This is a genomic window from Streptomyces regalis, from assembly GCF_001509475.1.
GTDB classification, from domain to species: Bacteria; Actinomycetota; Actinomycetes; order Streptomycetales; family Streptomycetaceae; genus Streptomyces; species Streptomyces regalis.
This window is the reverse complement of the sequence record NZ_LLZG01000062.1, coordinates 1-16,801: the sequence shown is the minus strand read 5'-3', so window position 1 is coordinate 16,801 and position 16,801 is coordinate 1. Positions and strand designations below refer to the sequence as shown.

Sequence of the window (16,801 nt, the reverse complement as noted above, 5' to 3'; positions counted from 1 at the left end):
CGGCGCGGCCTGCACGGTGGCGCCACAGAGGTAGATCGAGACACAGCCCGGCGTGAGCGGGGTGAAGTCACGGATCTGCCGGGCACTGGTGTCGTACAGGCGAATAGTCACGGCACCTAGGGTAGTGGGCCGATGGGGATGCGTGGGGCAGTGCCCGCGCCCCTCAATGTCGGCTCAGTCACGCCTGTCGTACCACCAACGCCGTTGCCACTGCCATCAAGCCTTCGCCGCGGCCTGGGAAGCCCAGCCCGTCCGTCGTCGCTCCCGACACCGATACCGGTGCGCCGGCCGCCTCCGACAGGATCTTCTGGGCCTCGTCCCTGCGCTTGCCGATCTTCGGACGCGGGCCCACGACCTGTACGGCGATGTTGCCGATCCGAAAGCCCGCCTCGCGCACGATCCGTGCCGCCTCCGTCAGGAGTACGACCCCCGAGGCCCCGGACCACTCGGGCCGCCCGGTGCCGAAGTGCCGGCCCAGGTCGCCGAGGCCGGCCGCCGAGAACAGCGCGTTGCACGCGGCGTGCGCGACGACGTCCGCGTCGGAGTGCCCGGCGAGGCCCGGCCCTTCGCCCTCCCACTTCAGGCCCGCGCACCACAGTTCGCGGCCCTCCTCGAAGGCGTGGATGTCGGTGCCGATGCCCACCTGGGGCAGCACCGGAAGCTGCTCAGAAGCCATCGTTCAGCCTCCGGCGTGCCAGGACCGCCTCCGCCAGGACCAGGTCCAGCGGGCGCGTGACCTTGAAGGCCTCCTCGTGGCCGGGCACGACCACGACCGTCTCGCCCAGCTGCTCGACCATGCTCGCGTCGTCGGTGACGTTGTCGGTGACCGTCTCGTGGGCACGGACCAGCGTCGCGCGGTCGAAGCCCTGCGGGGTCTGCACGGCCCGCAGCCGAGCCCGTTCGGGCGTCGCGACCACCGGCTCCGGCTCCCCCGCGGCCGCCGCGGGCTCGACTTCCTTCACCGTGTCCGCGAGGGGCAGCGCCGGAACGACCGCCGGGGCGCCTTCTCGTACGGCCTCGATGACGGCGTCGACCGTGTCGACCGGGACGAGGGGCCGGGCGGCGTCGTGGACCAGCACGATGTCGTACGCGGCCGGCAGCGCGTCCAGCCCCAGCTTCACGGACTCCTGTCGGCTCTCGCCGCCGGGGACTACGAGGAAGTCGGTGCGCTCGGGCAGCGCGTGCGCGTCGAGCAGCGACTTCACCTCGCCGGCGCCGTCGGGCGGGGCCACGACCACGACCAGGGAGACGGCGCGGGACGCGGCCAGCGCACGGACCGCGTGGATCAGCATGGGCGTGCCGTTCAGCGCGCGGAGCGCTTTGGGGGCGCCCGGACCCAGGCGTACGCCCCGGCCGGCGGCGGGGATCACGGCGGCAGTACGGATTTCCGCGGGCGAAGGGCGCGAATCGTCAGACATCGGTTCCTGTCAGGTTTGTGTGCTCGGCCTACGTGGGTATGGCCTCAGCGTGCCGGGCGCGACGCCTTGACCGGACCCTTCCGTGACACCGGTCGAGCCAGCAGCCCGGGCCCGGCACGCCAAGTATCGGGGGATCTCCCTTCGAGGGTGAACCCGCGTACGGCGTCCGGAAGACATACGGCGTCCGAGCACGAACATGCCGCAGCGCCCGGCGACGAGAAATACGTCATCGGGCACCGCGGCACTTTTTTAAAACAACACAGCAGTGTGCTGAACTGAGGCGGATGACCGCGTCAGGACGCGAGGACCTCGTCGAGCAGGGCCTCGGCCTTGTCCTCGTTGGTGTTCTCCGCAAGAGCGAGTTCGCTCACCAGGATCTGGCGGGCCTTGGCGAGCATGCGCTTCTCACCGGCGGAGAGTCCACGCTCCCGCTCACGACGCCACAGGTCACGCACGACTTCCGCGACCTTGATGACATCGCCGGAGGCGAGCTTCTCCAGATTTGCCTTGTAACGACGCGACCAGTTCGTGGGCTCCTCGGCGTACGGCGCGCGCAGCACCTCGAAGACCCGGTCCAGCCCGTCCTGACCGACCACATCACGCACGCCGACGAACTCCGCATTGTCCGCTGGCACACGTACCGTCAGGTCACCCTGGGCGACCTTCAGCACCAAGTAGGTCTTGTCCACGCCTTTGATCTGGCGAGTTTCGATGGCCTCGATCAGCGCGGCCCCGTGATGGGGATAGACCACGGTGTCGCCAACCTTGAACGTCATGTGACAGGTACCCCTTCCGTGGCTATCCAGGGTAACACGGAAACTGCGGGTTCTGAATGGCGTTTTCGCAGGTCAGGGCATATCTCGGGGCTTGACAACTCCAACAGGAACGTGCTTCGCGGGCCGACCGGAAGAAGGTATTCGCAGGTCGGAGCGGCTCTGCGGGCGAGGCGAAACACGCACGTCACCCACATCCGGAGGCACGTCCGAGTGGCCGAACGTCCACATATGTCCGGTTCCAAGTGTGCGACTTACGCTACTCCGTTCGATGTCCGGAGTCGGGTACCGGCCGAATCCGGAATTGATCACAGCCAGGTCGGCAGCACAGCCGGTGATCAATTTCGGGAGGGTCGCGCATTCCTTCACGGAAATTTTGCGCGGGGGCTCGGAAGGGGGCTTGGAAGGTGGCTTGGAGGGGGCTTATGTGAATGGCGGACGAGCGCGCGGGCAATGTGACTCCGGGGTCACTTGTGGGTGAAGTGACGGGTGGTGGAAGAGGTACTTCGACAGCACATCGCCGCTCAGGGGAGGGTCGGGTGCGGTCGCGCGGGAACGGCTCGGTAACCTAAGGCCGCTGACACACACTTAGGGCGGCTTTACGCGCCCGCCCCCGTTCGAGTCAAGGAGTTGCCGCCGCCGTGAGCAGCAGCCTTCGACGCGGCGCCCTCGCCGCGGCCGCCATCGCGTTCTCGATCACGTCGCTCGGTGCGTGCGCCGCCGGCAACAACAGCCAGACGCTGGAGATCAAGCCGGACAACGCGGCCACCACGGTCGGCGACATCAAGATCCAGAACGCCATCGTCATCACCCAGCCTGACCTGGAGTCGACCGGCCCTGCCGCGATCTCCGCGACCCTGTTCAATTCCGGCCGCACCGCCCAGACGCTGGACGCGATCAAGGTGGACGGCACCGACAAGACCGCCCAGCTCAAGCCCGCCAAGGGGGGCAGCCTGACCATCCCGGCCGGCGGCTCGCTGATCCTCGGCGGCAAGGACAACGCCTCCGCCGTGCTGCCCGGCAGCCGCGAGGCCATCCAGGACGGCAACGCCCAGAAGATCACCTTCACCTTCAGCAAGACGGGTGACGTCAGCCTGCGGGCGTTCGTCGTCCCGGCCGAGCACTACTTCGAGAGCTGGGGCCCGACCGAGGTCCCGGCAGTGCCGGGCAGGACGTCCTCCCCGACCGCCTCGCCGACCGGATCCCCTGAGGCGGGCACGCCGGCCGCCCCGGCCGACGGGGCCTCCGCGAGCGCGACGTCCACGGACGGCACCGAGGCCGGTACCGGCGCCGGCGCCGGTGCGGCGACCCCGTCCGACAGCGCCTCTCAGACGACGGCCGGTCACTGAGCGACGCCGCAAACAGCTAGGGCGGGAACCTTGGTTATCGGTTCCCGCCCTTGGCGTTTCCGAGCTTTACGGCTCGAACTTTTGGCGCACCCTCAAGGGGCTTCCTGCTTCACCGCACTGCGCCCGAATCTCTCCGGGTCTTACCAACGCTCCACAGGCGTTTAGCCTCTCCGTCCACCCGACGGCGAGGGTCACTTAACGTAGCAGATCGGCGACTTAGGGCTCGAACTTGTAGCCCAGGCCACGCACCGTCACCAGGTACCGCGGCGCGCCCGGGTCCGGTTCGATCTTGGCGCGCAGGCGCTTGACGTGGACGTCGAGGGTCTTGGTGTCACCGACGTAGTCGGCGCCCCAGACGCGGTCGATGAGCTGCATGCGGGTGAGGACGCGGCCGGCGTTGCGCAGGAGCATCTCCAGCAGGTCGAACTCCTTGAGGGGGAGGTCGACCTTGGAGCCGGAGACCGTGACCACGTGACGGTCCACGTCCATGCGGACCGGGCCCGCCTCCAGCGCGGCAGGGGTCACCTCCTCCGGCTCGCCGCGGCGGCGCAGGACGGCCCGGATACGGGCGACCAGCTCGCGTGAGGAGAACGGCTTGGTGACGTAGTCATCGGCTCCTATTTCCAGGCCGACCACCTTGTCGATCTCGCTGTCCTTGGCGGTGACCATGATCACCGGGACGTTGGAGCGGCCGCGCAGTTGACGGCAGACCTCGGTGCCCGGCAGGCCGGGCAGCATCAGGTCGAGGAGGACGAGGTCGGCGCCGTTGCGCTCGAACTCGTCGAGTCCGTCGGGCCCGGTGGTCGCGACCGCGACCTCGAAGCCCTCCTTGCGGAGCATGTACGACAGGGCGTCGGAGAAGGACTCCTCGTCCTCGACGACGAGCACACGGGTCACGGAAGGACCTCCGGGGCGGAAAGCGTTTCGTACGCGGTTGAGTCAGGCGGTGAGTCGGGGGTTCTGCGGGGATTCGAGTCGGCGGACTGTCCGGCCTCGTCATCGAGGTCGGGGTGCTGCTGTGCACGGTCGCGGGCCGCACCGGCCTCCGGCAGCCGCAGGGTGAAGGTGGAGCCCTGTCCCTCGGAGCTCCACACCGTGACCTCCCCGCCGTGCGAGGCGGCCACGTGCTTGACGATCGCGAGACCGAGGCCGGTGCCACCTGTGGCACGGGAACGGGCCGGGTCGACGCGGTAGAAGCGCTCGAAGATGCGCTCCTTGTCCTTGTCCGAGATGCCGATGCCCTGGTCGGTCACGGCGATCTCGATGAGGTCCCCGCCCGGCGCGCTGACCCGGCGGGCGGCGATGCCGACGCGGGTGCGGGCGGGCGAGTAGTTGACGGCGTTCTCGACGAGGTTGCCGAGCGCGGCGGCGAGCTGGCCGCGGTTGCCCCAGATGCTGACGTCGGCGGTACCACCGGCGGCCATGGTGATCTGTTTCGTTCCGGCGGCGTGCCGGCAGCGGTCCATGGCCTCGGCGACGAGTTCGTCGACGCGGACGGGCTCGGCGTCCTCCAGCGGGTCGTCGTTCTGCACCCGGGAGAGGTCGATGAGCTCCTGCACCAGGCTGGTGAGCCGGGTCGCCTCGATCTGCATCCGTCCGGCGAAGCGCTCCACGGCCTCCGGGTCGTCGGAGGCGTCCATGACGGCCTCGGAGAGGAGGGAGAGGGCGCCGACCGGCGTTTTCAGTTCGTGGCTCACATTGGCGACGAAGTCGCGCCGCACCGCCTCTATGCGCCGGGCCTCGGTGAGGTCCTCGACGAGGAGGAGGACGAGGCGGGAGCCCAGGGGTGCGACGCGTGCGGACACGGCGAGGGCGTCGCCGCGCCCGGTGCCGCGCCGGGGCAGGTCCAGCTCGACCTGCCGTATCTCACCGTCACGTCTCGTGTCCCGGGCCATCTGGAGCATGGGCTCGACAGAGAGCTTGCCACCGCGCACCAGACCGAGGGCGTACGCCGCCGAGCTGGCCTTGACGACGGCGTCCCCCTCGTCGAGGACGACGGCGGAGGAGCGCAGTACCGACAGGACCGTGTCCACTCCGGGCGGCAGGACCGGGTCGGCGTGCAGGGAAGTTCGAGTGGGTCGCTTCAGGTCGCGTTCGCTCCAGCGGAACGCCAGCATGGCGATGACGCCGGTGAGCACCCCGGCGATCGCTGCCGCTGCGGCGACCGCCGCGTTCACGTCCATGCGTCCAGGTTAGGCATGCGGTGGGCAGTGGCCACAGCCGTCGGAGTGCGAGCTCGAACACTCGTCGCCCAGAGTTCACCTTGGAGCCAGTACTGGTTCATTTGGGGTGGCGGAAACGGACGCGTAGCGGCCGGATCGTAGGAGCGTGGGGTTCGCACAGGCGATTTCGGATGGTGATCGCATGGCTGATCACATGGTGATCGCATCATCATGCATGTGATGGATGGTGATCGCACTGGCGGTTTCACGACAGTCCGACTGTCGTTTTCACGGCAGTCTTATGGTCGGAGGTCACGACAGTAAGACTGCCGGTTCGGACAACAAGGCCGCCGGCTCGAACGACAAGGCTGCCGGTTCGACGACAGTCTCCTGGCCCGGAACCCCGAGGCAGACGTAAGAGAGGGACCCTGATGCGGGACGCGTACCACGAGGAACTGGACTCGATCGGCGACAGCCTGGTGGAGATGGCCCGGATGGCCGGGTCGGCGATCGGGCGCGCCACGGCGGCGATCCTCGACTCCGACCTGAAGCTGGCCGAGAGTGTGATCGAGGCCGACCAGAAGGTCGACGACCTCCAGCACGACCTGGAGGCCCGGGCCATAGCGCTGCTGGCGCGCCAGCAGCCGGTGGCGACCGACCTGCGGATAGTCGTCACCTCGCTCCGTATGTCGGCGGACCTGGAGCGCTCGGGCGACCTCGCCCAGCACGTGGCGAAGCTCACGCGCCTGCGCTACCCCGCGCGCGCGATCCCGCAGGACCTGCACGCCACCATCCTGGAGATGGGCCAGCTCGCGCAGCGCCTGATGGCGAAGGCGGCCGAGGTGATCATCACCAAGGACGTCGACCTCGCCCTCCAGCTGGAGCAGGACGACGACGCGATGGACCTGCTCCACCGCACGCTCTTCCAGCACCTGATGGACGAGCGCTGGAAGCACGGCATCGAGACGGCGGTCGACGTGACGCTGCTCGGCCGCTACTACGAGCGCTACGCCGACCATGCGGTCGCGGTTGCGAAGCGCGTGGTGTACCTGGTGACGGGTGAGCACGCGGATGAGCTGCAGGCCGACATCCAGCCGGAGATCCAGCCGGTTTCGGGAGTGGAAGGGGCGTAAGCCGCAGGCCGTAAGCGGTCTTGCGGGGGGCCGTTCGGGGCGTGCGCAAGCCTCTGTGCGCCGTTGATGCGCCCAGTGGGGCGGGCATGGAATGGGCACAGGCACCAGCCTTGAGGAGGGACCATGGCCGAATCCCCCAGCACCCCCGGCACGACGCCCGACCCCACCCAGGAACGCCCGTCCGAGCAACCCGCCGACATCAGGAGCCTCCCACTCTTCGGCGCCTGCGGCTGCGGCTCGGGGTGCGGGTGCGGGTGCCAGTCGGGGAATCCTTGCCAGTGCGGATGAGCGGGTGAGGGTGTAGGTGCGGATGTAGGTGCGGTACTGCGGCGTACGACGCCGTGGATCTCGTACGACGGTGAAGGGCCCCGGCGTAAATGCCGGGGCCCTTCGTCCATGCCCCGGGCCCTTCATCGTGCTCGTCGTCGCGGACGGGCGCAGCATGGAAGGAGAGTGAGCGCAGGCGAGCGCACTCCGAGGGCCAGAGGTCCGAGGATCACGAGGAGGTGCGAGGCATGGCTCAGTTCATGGACGTACACCACAACATGAAGGGCATCACGGCCGACCAGCTCAGGGAGGCCCACAACGCGGACCTCGCCATAGAGAAGGACGAGCGCGTGCACTTCGAGCGGGCGTGGGCCGACCCCGAGTCCGGAATCGTCTACTGCCTTTCCGAGGCCCCCTCGGCCGAAGCGGTCCAGCGCATCCACGAGCGCGCCGGCCACAAGGCCGACGAGGTCCACCCGGTTCCGCTGTCGATCTGAGTCGATCCGAGACGCGGGAAGCCACGGGGTGCATCGGGAAGAACACGGGGTGCATCGAGAAGGAGGTGCGAGGCCCATGACACGCTTCATGGACGTCCACCACGGCATGCAGGGCATCACGGCCCAACAGCTGAAGGAGGGCCACGACGCCACCGCCGCGATCGAGCAGGAAGAAGGCGTCCACTTCGAACACGCCTGGGCGGACCCGGAGTCCGGCACGGTGTACTGCCTCAGCGAGGGCCCCTCGGCCGACGCGGTCCGACGTGTCCATGAGCGCGGAGGCGGCGGGGCACCGGACGAGATCCACGCGGTGCCGCTGACCGTGTGAGTCCGGCACGACAGAGCACGACAGAGCACGACCGAGGAGGAAACGGCCCCCGGCCTGCGGGAGACGCAGCCGGGGGCCTACGCATGACTGCGGGAGCGCCGCTCTGGGGATGGTGAGCGCTGCTCTGGGAGCGACCGTCCGGGATGGGTGATTGTTCGTATGGAGTGTGGAATTTCGCTTTTGCTGCTGTCTGTAGGGGTGGGATTAGGGCACCGCGTGCGCCTCCGCTCTGCGAACGGCGAGGCGTGGGTCGCCGACCGGGACGAGCAGGGGGCAGGGCGAGCAAGAGGGCGGCCATGCACTCGGGGTCTGCGTGTCCCACCGGGGCCGGCCGAGAGGCCTGAGGCGCGGGCCGGGCTGCTCGGCGCCAAAACGGCGGGTGACGGTGCGTCGCCGGGACCCTCACGGGGCTCCGGCGACCGTTCCGCGGCCCCGCCCGGTACTCCCCCGGCAGCGGACTCGGGCGCCCGGCGGGTCGGCGCAAAAGGTGCATTGCCTCCCCTGTCCGGCGGCAGTAGAAGAGCAATGACCCCAAACGTTGCGGCCGCGGCGTCCCAGGCATCACAACGCAGCTCCGAGAGGCTGGGTGATCGAGAATGCCGCACGACCCGCACAACTCCGTGTCGAACGAGCCGGAGGACGTGACCGTATCGCTGGCTCCCGAACAGGAAGCCGTCCTGCAACCGCCGTCGGAGGGCGCGCAGGGCGAGGTGTTGCACGGCACCGGCGAGGGACTGGAGCCGGTCGAGGGCTATCGGCGGCCCGACGGGTTCCCGCCCGAGGCCTGGACCGCCCCGACCGCCGCACTGCCGGACATCGGGGAAGCGTCGTTCGGTCCGCCGCCGTCGGCTCAGGAGACGGTGCACGGCCCCGACGACCGCGTCCAGATCACCAACACCGCGGTGTACCCGTGGCGGGTGCACTGCTACCTGCTGATCACGGCCCGCGACAACACTCTCTACCAGGGCACCGGCTGGCTCATAGGACCACACACCGTGGCGACCGCCGGCCACTGCGTCTACATCAAGGGCAGCGGCGTGGCGGGCCGGGACGGCTGGGTGAAGAGCATCCAGGTGATGCCCGGCCGCAACGGCTCCGTGCTGCCGTACGGCAGTGTCACCTGCACGAGCTTCCGCTCCGTGGCCGGCTGGACCAATGACGGCGACGAGAACTTCGACTACGGCGCCATCGTCACGCCGTCCAACATCGGCTCCACCACCGGCTGGTTCGGCTTCGGGGTGTGGTCCGACTCGGACCTGCTCAAGACCACCGGCAACATCGCCGGCTATCCGGGCGACAAGCAGCCCGGGACGCTCTGGTACGCGGCCCGCGGCGTCGACTCCGTCACGGCGCGCAAGGTGTACTACGACATCGACACGGCCGGCGGCCAGAGCGGAAGCTCCGTCTACCGCATCGACAACGGCAACCGCTACGGCTTCGCCATCCACGCCTACGGTGGAGCCCGGGTGAACTCGGGTACCCGGTTCACCACACCCGTCTACAACAACTACGTGGCCTGGAAGGCGTGAGCGAAGCCCCATGAACGACAGCAGGCCGGCAAGGGCCCCGAGGGAGATCGCTGGCGTCGTCCATGACGCCTCGGGGGCACCCGTGCCCGGCGCCCACGTCCTGTTCACCGACGGGCCCGGGCCCTTGCCGGACATCGCTGCCGTGACCGACGCCGAGGGACGGTTCTCCCTCAGCGCCCCCGCACCGGGTGAGTACGCCCTCCTGTGCCGGGCGGATCCCGCGATGGGGCCGCCCGGCACGGCCGAGGCGACGGTGCGGGTGGGGGCGCCGGTCGGGGACGGGACCGAGGACAGGACCGAGGGCAGGGCTCCCGAGGAGGGGCCGGCGGCGGTACGGGTCGAGCTGACGCTCGGTTGGAGCAACGGTTCCTGACGGGTCGTTAAGGGTCGTCAAGGGTCGTTCGGACGATCCCCTCGACACCCGCTCGACACCCGCTCGAGAGGCGCTCGACAGGCGGTCCGCGGGAAACGGCCTTACGGTCGAGCGGTGGGCGCTGCACCAGGTGGGGCCTCTCACGTGCCGGCGTCCGTCGACTTCCCTCACGACCCAACAGGAGACGCCCTGCCATGGCCACAGCATCTGAAACCCCGGTACTGGACACCCTCGCCGCGATGACGGTCGACTCGGTCGAGCGGTGCGGGCTGGTCCCGGAGACCTTCATGCTCACCCGCATCGCGGCCCTCGCCGCCTCGGACGCCCCGCCGATCTCCTACGTCGCCCACATCGACCCCGCCATCCAGGCCGGGCTGACTGCCGAGCAGGTGCAGGACGTGCTTGTCGCCATCGCCCCTGTGGTGGGCACGGCCCGCGTCATGACGGCAGCCGGCAACATCGCCAAGGCGCTCGGCATCACGATCGCGGTCGCGGACGCCGAGGCCGAGCGCCGGGGGCGGGCGTAGGGACGGGTCCGGGACGGCGAGGAGCCCCCTGGCCGGGCCGGCCGGACAGGAGTTTTGATGGGGAGGTCACTTCACCGGTCCGGGGTCACTTCACATCGACGAAGTCGGTCCGGCCAGCCCTGGCCTGAGTGAGGGACGTGCCCGCGAAATCGAAGCGGTACTCGCCGTCCGCCGTCGCCTTCACGGTGGTCGTGGCCCAGCCGTTCCGGTCGGTCTTGACCGTGAGGTTCTCGCCCTTCTTCACCGGCTCCGGGGTGGCGTCGGCCTGGGACAGGTGGGTCTGGCGCTTGATGCGTGCCGGCCAAGGGGCGTCGTCCTCGCGGGTGACGTTGCCTGCGCCGTCGACGGCCACGGCGCTCACGCCCCAGGTACCGGCGAGGGCGTTGCTGCGGAGGTTGTCGTACGGGTCGGCGTCCACGACGGCCTGGCACTTGGACGTGTTCTCGGTGATTTTCACGCAGCGGTCGAAGCCGACCTGCGCCATGCGTCCGTCGGCTTCCGCCCGGTTCGGTCCGTGCCACAGCTCGAACGACACGCTCTGGACGCCGGACGGGTCGCTGACCATCGCGGAAACCAGGAACGCGGTCTTCCGGGCGGCCCCGACGAATCACCTGCATCAGACAGAGGGGGCGTCTGGGGGGGTGTGCACTATGGCCGACCCGGCCCATCACTTAACCCTGGCTTCTCCTTGGGTTGGTGGAATCATCGGCTGCCGACCAACTTCCTTACGCGCGAGGTGAATTCGAGCAGTGCGCCGAGGACGCAGGACGTCGGCGACCTTGGCCGGGTAGGCCGGGGCCGCGAAAATGCCCCCGATCCGCGCCATAAGCGCGGGTCGAGGGCATGATCACGGAACCTACTTCTTCTTGCCCTGGTTCTTGACCGCCTCAATAGCCGCCGCAGCAGCCTCCGGGTCAAGGTACTTCCCGCCCGGCGTCACCGGCTTGAAGTCGGCGTCGAGCTCGTAGTACAGGGGGATGCCCGTCGGGATGTTCAGGCCCGCGATGTCGGCGTCGGAGATGCCGTCGAGGTGCTTGACCAAGGCGCGCAGCGAATTGCCGTGCGCGGCGACGAGGACCGTGCGGCCGGACAGGAGGTCGGGGACGATGCCGTCGTACCAGTACGGGAGCATGCGGACGACGACGTCCTTCAGGCACTCCGTGCGGGGGCGCAGCTCCGGGGGGATGGAGGAGTAGCGCGGGTCGTCCGACTGGGAGAACTCCGTGCCGTCCTCGAGGGGCGGGGGCGGGGTGTCGTAGGAGCGGCGCCACAGCATGAACTGCTCCTCGCCGAACTCGGCGAGGGTCTGGGCCTTGTCCTTGCCCTGCAGGGCGCCGTAGTGGCGCTCGTTCAGGCGCCACGAACGGTGGACGGGGATCCAGTGGCGGTCCGCCGACTCGAGCGCCAGCTGCGCCGTGCGGATGGCGCGCTTCTGGAGGGACGTGTGGACCACGTCGGGGAGGAGATCGGCGTCCTTCAGGAGCTCGCCACCGCGGACTGCCTCCTTCTCGCCCTTCTCGTTGAGGTTGACGTCCACCCAGCCGGTGAACAGGTTCTTCGCGTTCCACTCGCTCTCGCCGTGGCGGAGGAGGATCAGCTTGTACGGTGCGTCGGCCATGCCTCAGAGCGTAATCCACGCTTTCGCCCCCTCGCGTGGGTGCCCGAAGGCCGGACAGTTGACGGCTTCTGTTAATTGAGTGGCCTGCGTGGAGTGGATCTCCGTAAGTTGTGAGCGCTGCAGTAGCCACTTACATCCGTGGGGGATCCCGATGTCACTCGCCAGCCTGAGACGCGCCACCCGTGAAAGCGTCTCCGGGCTCCCCCGCGAGTTCTGGTGGCTGTGGATCAGCACGCTCGTCAACCGGCTCGGGGCCTTCGTCGCCACCTTCATGGCTCTGTACCTCACCCTCGACCGCGGGTACTCCGCCACCTACGCCGGTCTCGTCGCCGCGCTCCACGGGCTCGGCGGGGTGATCTCCTCCCTCGGCGCCGGTGTCATGACCGACCGGCTCGGGCGGCGGCCCACGCTCCTCGTCGCGCAGGTCTCCACCGCCCTCTCCGTCGCACTGCTCGGCTTCATGCGCGATCCCGTCGCGATCGCCGCCGTCGCGTTCCTCGTCGGCATGGCCTCCAACGCCTCCCGCCCGGCCGTGCAGGCGATGATGGCCGACATCGTGCGGCCCGAGGACCGGGTCCGCGCCTTCTCCCTCAACTACTGGGCCATCAACCTCGGCTTCGCCGTCTCCTCCATGGCCGCCGGTTTCATCGCCGAGGTCAGCTACCTCGCGGGATTCCTGATCGAGGGCGGGATGACCCTCATCTGCGCGGTCGTCGTCTTCCTCAAGCTGCCGGAGTCCAAGCCGGCCGCCACGGCCAAGGCCGCCGAGGCGGAGGCCGGGATCGGGCTCGGCACCGTCCTGCGCGACCGGCGCTTCATGAGCGTCGTCGGGCTGTCCTTCCTCGTCTCCGTGATCTTCCAGCAGGGGTCGGTCGGCCTGCCCGTCGCCATGGGCGAGGCCGGGTTCACGCCCGCGGACTACGGTCTCGTGGTCGCCGTCAACGGTGTTCTCATCGTCGCCCTGCAGATCCCGGTCACCCGGTTCATCGAGCACCGCGATCCCGGGCGGCTGCTCGTCATCTCGTCCGTCCTCGCCGGGTACGGCTTCGGCCTCACCGCCTTCGCCGGGTCGGTCGGCGTCTTCGCACTCACCGTGTGCGTGTGGACCCTCGCCGAGATCGTCAACGCACCCACCCAGACCAGCATCGTCGTACGCCTCTCCCCCGTCCACGGGCGCGGCCGCTACCAGGGCATGTACACCATGTCCTGGTCCGTGGCCGCCCTCGTCGCCCCCCTGATGTCCGGCTTCGTCATCGACCGCTTCGGCGCGGAGTGGCTGTGGGGGCTGTGTGCCGTCGTCGGCACGGCGGCGGGGGTCGGGTACGGCCTGCTCATGCGCCGGCTGCCGCGGGAGGAACCGGCCGCCACCGCGCTGCCCAGCGACGCGGAGCCCGAGGTCAGCGCGGCCTGACAACCGGGGCGTGGAGCGTGCTCAGGGGTGCATCCGCGCGCCCTTGACCACTTTGTCCACCGCGTTCCGCGGCCCGTACACCGCCAGCCCCACCAGGTCCAGCTCCGCCGTCGGCACCGCGCGTACCGCCGCGCGGTTGTCGCGGTCGTTGCCGGTGGCGAACAGGTCGGAGGTGAAGACCGCGCGCGGCAGTGCACGGGACAGCACGCGCGCGTGGGCCGCCGTCAGGGTCTCCTTCGTGCCCTCGAAGACGAGCACGGGCTGGCGGAACATGGGCAGGTACGAGACACCGGCCCCGTCCTCGTACGGCTCCCCGATCACCTCGGGGAGTTGCGTGCCCAGGCCGCTGACCAGGAAGGCTGTGACGTTCAGGCGCTGCCACGGCTCCAGGTCCTCGCGCAGCAGCACGGCGATCTTCGTGTCGAAACGGATGGGTTCGGCGCCCACGTCAGTGCTCATACGACGAGACTGCCGACCGCCGTACGACCTCGTCTTGTACGTTCTTTGCATGGCCGCCGCACGGACCCGCCAGGAAGTCTCCGCGTGGCGCCCCTCCGTCCCGGGCGTCACCGAGGTCTTCCACGCCCACTTCACCGAGTACGCGTACCCGATGCACGTCCACGAGGCCTGGACGCTGCTCATCGTCGACGACGGCGCCGTGCGCTACGACCTCGACCGGCACGAGCACGGCACCCCGCACGACACGGTGTCCCTCCTCCCGCCGCACGTCCCCCACAACGGCTCCCCCGCCACCCCGCACGGCTTTCGCAAGCGGGTGTTGTACCTGGACAGCAGTCGGCTGGGCGAGGACCTGATCGGCCGGGCCGTGGACTCCCCCGACCTCCGGGATCCCGTACTGCGGCTGCGGGTGGGCCAGTTGCATACCGCCCTCGCGCACCCCGGCGACGAACTGGAGGCGGACAGCAGGCTGACCCTCATCGGCGACCGGTTGCGCGCCCACCTGCGGCCCGAAACCGCCACGGACGACGTCCCGCGGCGCGACCCCGCCCTCGCCCGCCGGCTGCGCGAGCTTCTCGACGAGCGCGTCGTGCAGGGCCTCGTTCTCGACGAGGCGAGCGGGCTCCTGCATGCCCATCCCGCCCATCTCGTACGGTCGTTCAGCACCGCGTACGGCATCGCCCCGCACCAGTACCTGATGTCCCGCCGTGTCGACCGCGCCCGGCGGCTGCTCCTGGAGGGCCGGTCACCGGCCGACGTGGCCACCGCGACGGGGTTCTACGACCAGGCCCATCTCTCCCGTCACTTCCGGAGGTTGGTGGGGGTGCCGCCGGGGCGCTATCGCAAGAGCGCGCGCTGAGCTTCGTACAGGTTGGGCGGGAGTGTTCAGTGCGCGGGCCGCTGGGTCAGATGGGCGAACGCGTCCAGGTTGCGCGTCGACTCGCCGCGCGCCACGCGCCACTCGTACTCCTTGCGGATCGCGGAGGCGAAGCCGAGTTCGAGCAGGGTGTTGAAGGCGCCGTCCGCCGCCTCCAGGACCTGGCCGAGGAGGCGGTCGATCTCGTCAGGGGTGACGGACGACAGGGGGAGCTTGGCGGCGACGTAGATGTCGCCGAGCTGGTCGACGGCGTAACTCACGCCGTACAGCTTGAGGTTGCGCTCCAGGAGCCAGCGGTGGACGCCGGGTTCGTTCTCGTCGGGGTGGCGGATGACGAAGGCGTTCAGCGACAGGGAGTGGCGGCCGACGAGCAGGGAGACCGTCGTCGACAGCTTGCGGGTGCCGGGGAGTTTGACGACGTAGTTGCCGGGGGCGGGGCTCTCCCACTCCAGTTCGGCGTCCTTGAGGGCTCCCTCGACGATCTGCGCCGCCTTCTGTACGTCAGCCATGGTGGGAGCGTACGCGACGCCGGTGGGCGTGGGTCGCGGCCACATAGACGTCCGCCGTGGCGGCGGCCGCGGTGTCCCAGCCGAAGGACAGGGCGTGCCGGGCCGCGGCCTCGCCCATCCGGGGGGACAGGTGCGGGTCGTCGGCGAAGGCGTGCAGCACGCGCGCGTAGTCGGCCGGGTTGTGGCCCTGGACCAGGAAGCCGGTACGGCCGTCGCGGACCGCCACCGGCAGGCCGCCCACCGCTGCCGCCAGCACGGGGGTGCCGGCCGCCTGTGCCTCTATGGCCACCAGGCCGAAGGATTCGCTGTACGACGGCATGACCAGCACGGATGCCGCGCGGAACCAGTCCGCGAGCTGCTCCTGGCCGACGGGCGGGCGGAACCGTACGACATCCGCGATGCCCAGGCGGGCGGCCAGCTTCTGCAGGCCCTCGGGCTTGGCCAGGCCGCTGCCGCTGGGGCCGCCCACGACGGGGACGAGGATCCGGGAGCGCAGCTCGGGGTGCTCGTCCAGGAGGACGGCCACCGCGCGCAGGAGAACGTCCGGGGCCTTCAGGGGCTGGATACGGCCGGCGAACAGGGGGATCAGGGCGTCCTGGGGGAGGCCGAGGCGGGCTCGGGCGGCGGCTCGGCCGTCGGCGGGCGAGAAGCGGTCGAGGTTCACGCCGGGGTGGACCACGGCGACCCTTTCGGGGTCGGCGGCGTAGTGCCGTACGAGTTCGTCGGCCTCCTCGGCCGTGTTGGCGATGAGGCGGTCGGCGGCCGTGACGATCTGGGTCTCGCCGATGACACGGGCGGCGGGCTCGGGGGTGTCGCCGTCGGCCAGGTTGGCGTTCTTGACCTTGGCCATGGTGTGCATGGCGTGCACCAGAGGGGCGCCCCAGCGCTGGGCGGCGAGCCAGCCGACGTGGCCGGAGAGCCAGTAGTGGGAGTGGACCAGGTCGTAGTAGCCGGGGCGGTGGCCGGCCCAGGCCTGCATCACGCCGTGGGTGAAGGCGCACAGCTGGGCGGGGAGGTCCTCCTTGTTGAGGCCCTCGTAGGGGCCCGCGTCGATGTGGCGGACCAGGACGCCGGGGGCTAGCTCGACGACGGGCGGGAGGTCCGTGGCGGTCGTGCGCGTGAAGATCTCGACCTCGATGTTGATCGCGGCGAGGCGCTGCGCCAGTTCGACGATGTATACGTTCATGCCGCCGGCGTCGCCCGTGCCGGGCTGGTGGAGCGGTGAGGTGTGTACGGAGAGCATGGCGATGCGGCGGGGGCGGCGGTGCAGGCGCAGCCGGTGGGGGGCGGCCTGGGAGCGACGCCCGAGCCTGCTGACGTACTGGCTCACGTGGCGTTCCTCCTTGCAGCGGGCATGCCGGACGGAGGGTGCTCGCGCCCTCCAAGGCGGTGCAACACCGGAGGGAGGCGTTCACATTCCTGGTGGGGCGGTTTTTACCGGGGTATTACCGGGGGTCGCTCAACTGTTCGGGGATGGTGTGCGTCGTGCCTCCGGCGGTTGGGCGGGGAGGCGTGGGGTGGGGTGTGCGGGTGAGTGGGGGTGCGCGGCTATGCCTGCGGCGGCCTGTGCG

The 16,801-nt window shown here is 69.8% G+C and carries 19 protein-coding genes; 9 read left to right on the top strand and 10 right to left on the bottom strand.

Annotation, left to right across the window (positions count from 1 at the left end; genetic code table 11):
• Positions 1-178: 178 nt before the first annotated feature.
• The 3 genes from ispF to ADL12_RS11345 form a co-directional block, all read right to left on the bottom strand.
• A complete protein-coding gene (gene ispF, locus ADL12_RS11355; RefSeq protein WP_062701166.1) occupies positions 179-676 on the bottom strand; it encodes a 2-C-methyl-D-erythritol 2,4-cyclodiphosphate synthase in 498 nt (165 codons plus the stop codon).
• The gene (ispD, locus tag ADL12_RS11350) at positions 666-1,418 is read right to left on the bottom strand and encodes a 2-C-methyl-D-erythritol 4-phosphate cytidylyltransferase (protein ID WP_062701163.1); all 753 of its coding nucleotides are present in this window, start codon (positions 1,416-1,418) and stop codon (positions 666-668) included. The genes ispF and ispD overlap by 11 nt, the downstream gene beginning before the upstream one ends.
• A gap of 293 nt (positions 1,419-1,711) precedes the next feature.
• Positions 1,712-2,194, bottom strand: a complete 483-nt coding sequence (locus ADL12_RS11345) for a CarD family transcriptional regulator (protein ID WP_003953493.1) — start codon at positions 2,192-2,194, stop codon at positions 1,712-1,714.
• A gap of 638 nt (positions 2,195-2,832) precedes the next feature.
• Here ADL12_RS11345 and ADL12_RS11340 point away from each other — a divergent pair.
• Positions 2,833-3,540 (top strand): copper chaperone PCu(A)C domain-containing protein, encoded by a 708-nt coding sequence (locus ADL12_RS11340; protein ID WP_062701161.1) that lies wholly within the window; start codon positions 2,833-2,835, stop codon positions 3,538-3,540.
• A gap of 216 nt (positions 3,541-3,756) precedes the next feature.
• Here ADL12_RS11340 and phoP read toward each other — a convergent pair whose 3' ends face one another.
• Positions 3,757-4,428, bottom strand: coding sequence for a two-component system response regulator PhoP (gene phoP, locus ADL12_RS11335; RefSeq protein ID WP_004000192.1), 672 nt, complete (start codon positions 4,426-4,428; stop codon positions 3,757-3,759).
• A gap of 5 nt (positions 4,429-4,433) precedes the next feature.
• Positions 4,434-5,723, bottom strand: coding sequence for a two-component system sensor histidine kinase PhoR (phoR, locus tag ADL12_RS11330; protein ID WP_062701159.1), 1,290 nt, complete (start codon positions 5,721-5,723; stop codon positions 4,434-4,436).
• A gap of 410 nt (positions 5,724-6,133) precedes the next feature.
• Between phoR and phoU the strand changes: the two genes are divergently transcribed.
• The 6 genes from phoU to ADL12_RS11300 all read left to right on the top strand — a co-directional run bounded on the left by phoU (position 6,134) and on the right by ADL12_RS11300 (position 10,356).
• Positions 6,134-6,835 (top strand): phosphate signaling complex protein PhoU, encoded by a 702-nt coding sequence (phoU, locus tag ADL12_RS11325; protein ID WP_062701153.1) that lies wholly within the window; start codon positions 6,134-6,136, stop codon positions 6,833-6,835.
• 515 nt (positions 6,836-7,350) lie between these two features.
• Positions 7,351-7,599, top strand: a complete 249-nt coding sequence (locus ADL12_RS11320; RefSeq protein ID WP_062701151.1) for an SCO4226 family nickel-binding protein — start codon at positions 7,351-7,353, stop codon at positions 7,597-7,599.
• 76 nt (positions 7,600-7,675) lie between these two features.
• Complete coding sequence (locus tag ADL12_RS11315; RefSeq protein WP_062701149.1) at positions 7,676-7,927, top strand: SCO4226 family nickel-binding protein; 252 nt, start codon at positions 7,676-7,678, stop codon at positions 7,925-7,927.
• Positions 7,928-8,523: 596 nt separating this feature from the next.
• Positions 8,524-9,456 (top strand): trypsin-like serine peptidase, encoded by a 933-nt coding sequence (locus ADL12_RS11310; protein WP_062701147.1) that lies wholly within the window; start codon positions 8,524-8,526, stop codon positions 9,454-9,456.
• A 10-nt stretch (positions 9,457-9,466) separates the two neighbouring features.
• Positions 9,467-9,829, top strand: a complete 363-nt coding sequence (locus ADL12_RS11305; protein ID WP_062701146.1) for a carboxypeptidase-like regulatory domain-containing protein — start codon at positions 9,467-9,469, stop codon at positions 9,827-9,829.
• Between the two features lie 194 nt (positions 9,830-10,023).
• A complete protein-coding gene (locus ADL12_RS11300; protein WP_062701145.1) occupies positions 10,024-10,356 on the top strand; it encodes a carboxymuconolactone decarboxylase family protein in 333 nt (110 codons plus the stop codon).
• Positions 10,357-10,441: 85 nt separating this feature from the next.
• Here ADL12_RS11300 and ADL12_RS11295 read toward each other — a convergent pair whose 3' ends face one another.
• Both ADL12_RS11295 and ADL12_RS11290 read right to left on the bottom strand, forming a co-directional pair.
• Positions 10,442-10,921: a hypothetical protein gene (locus ADL12_RS11295; protein WP_062701144.1), complete on the bottom strand. Its 480-nt coding sequence runs from the start codon at positions 10,919-10,921 to the stop codon at positions 10,442-10,444.
• A gap of 291 nt (positions 10,922-11,212) precedes the next feature.
• A complete protein-coding gene (locus tag ADL12_RS11290; RefSeq protein ID WP_062701143.1) occupies positions 11,213-11,974 on the bottom strand; it encodes a phosphoglyceromutase in 762 nt (253 codons plus the stop codon).
• 151 nt (positions 11,975-12,125) lie between these two features.
• Here ADL12_RS11290 and ADL12_RS11285 point away from each other — a divergent pair, with 151 nt between their 5' ends.
• Entirely contained in the window at positions 12,126-13,385 is a 1,260-nt protein-coding gene (locus tag ADL12_RS11285) for an MDR family MFS transporter (protein ID WP_208614518.1), read from the top strand.
• 21 nt (positions 13,386-13,406) lie between these two features.
• Here the strand turns inward: ADL12_RS11285 and ADL12_RS11280 are convergent, their stop codons facing one another.
• The gene (locus ADL12_RS11280; RefSeq protein ID WP_062701142.1) at positions 13,407-13,844 is read right to left on the bottom strand and encodes a DUF2000 domain-containing protein; all 438 of its coding nucleotides are present in this window, start codon (positions 13,842-13,844) and stop codon (positions 13,407-13,409) included.
• 49 nt (positions 13,845-13,893) lie between these two features.
• On the opposite strand from ADL12_RS11280, the gene ADL12_RS11275 reads away from it, so the two are divergent.
• The gene (locus ADL12_RS11275) at positions 13,894-14,703 is read left to right on the top strand and encodes a helix-turn-helix transcriptional regulator (RefSeq protein ID WP_062701141.1); all 810 of its coding nucleotides are present in this window, start codon (positions 13,894-13,896) and stop codon (positions 14,701-14,703) included.
• Positions 14,704-14,729: 26 nt separating this feature from the next.
• Here the strand turns inward: ADL12_RS11275 and ADL12_RS11270 are convergent, their stop codons facing one another.
• Both ADL12_RS11270 and mshA read right to left on the bottom strand, forming a co-directional pair.
• Complete coding sequence (locus ADL12_RS11270; RefSeq protein WP_062701168.1) at positions 14,730-15,230, bottom strand: type III secretion system chaperone family protein; 501 nt, start codon at positions 15,228-15,230, stop codon at positions 14,730-14,732.
• Complete coding sequence (gene mshA, locus ADL12_RS11265) at positions 15,223-16,560, bottom strand: D-inositol-3-phosphate glycosyltransferase (protein WP_062701140.1); 1,338 nt, start codon at positions 16,558-16,560, stop codon at positions 15,223-15,225. Before mshA ends, ADL12_RS11270 begins: the two co-directional genes overlap by 8 nt.
• Positions 16,561-16,801: the final 241 nt, after the last annotated feature.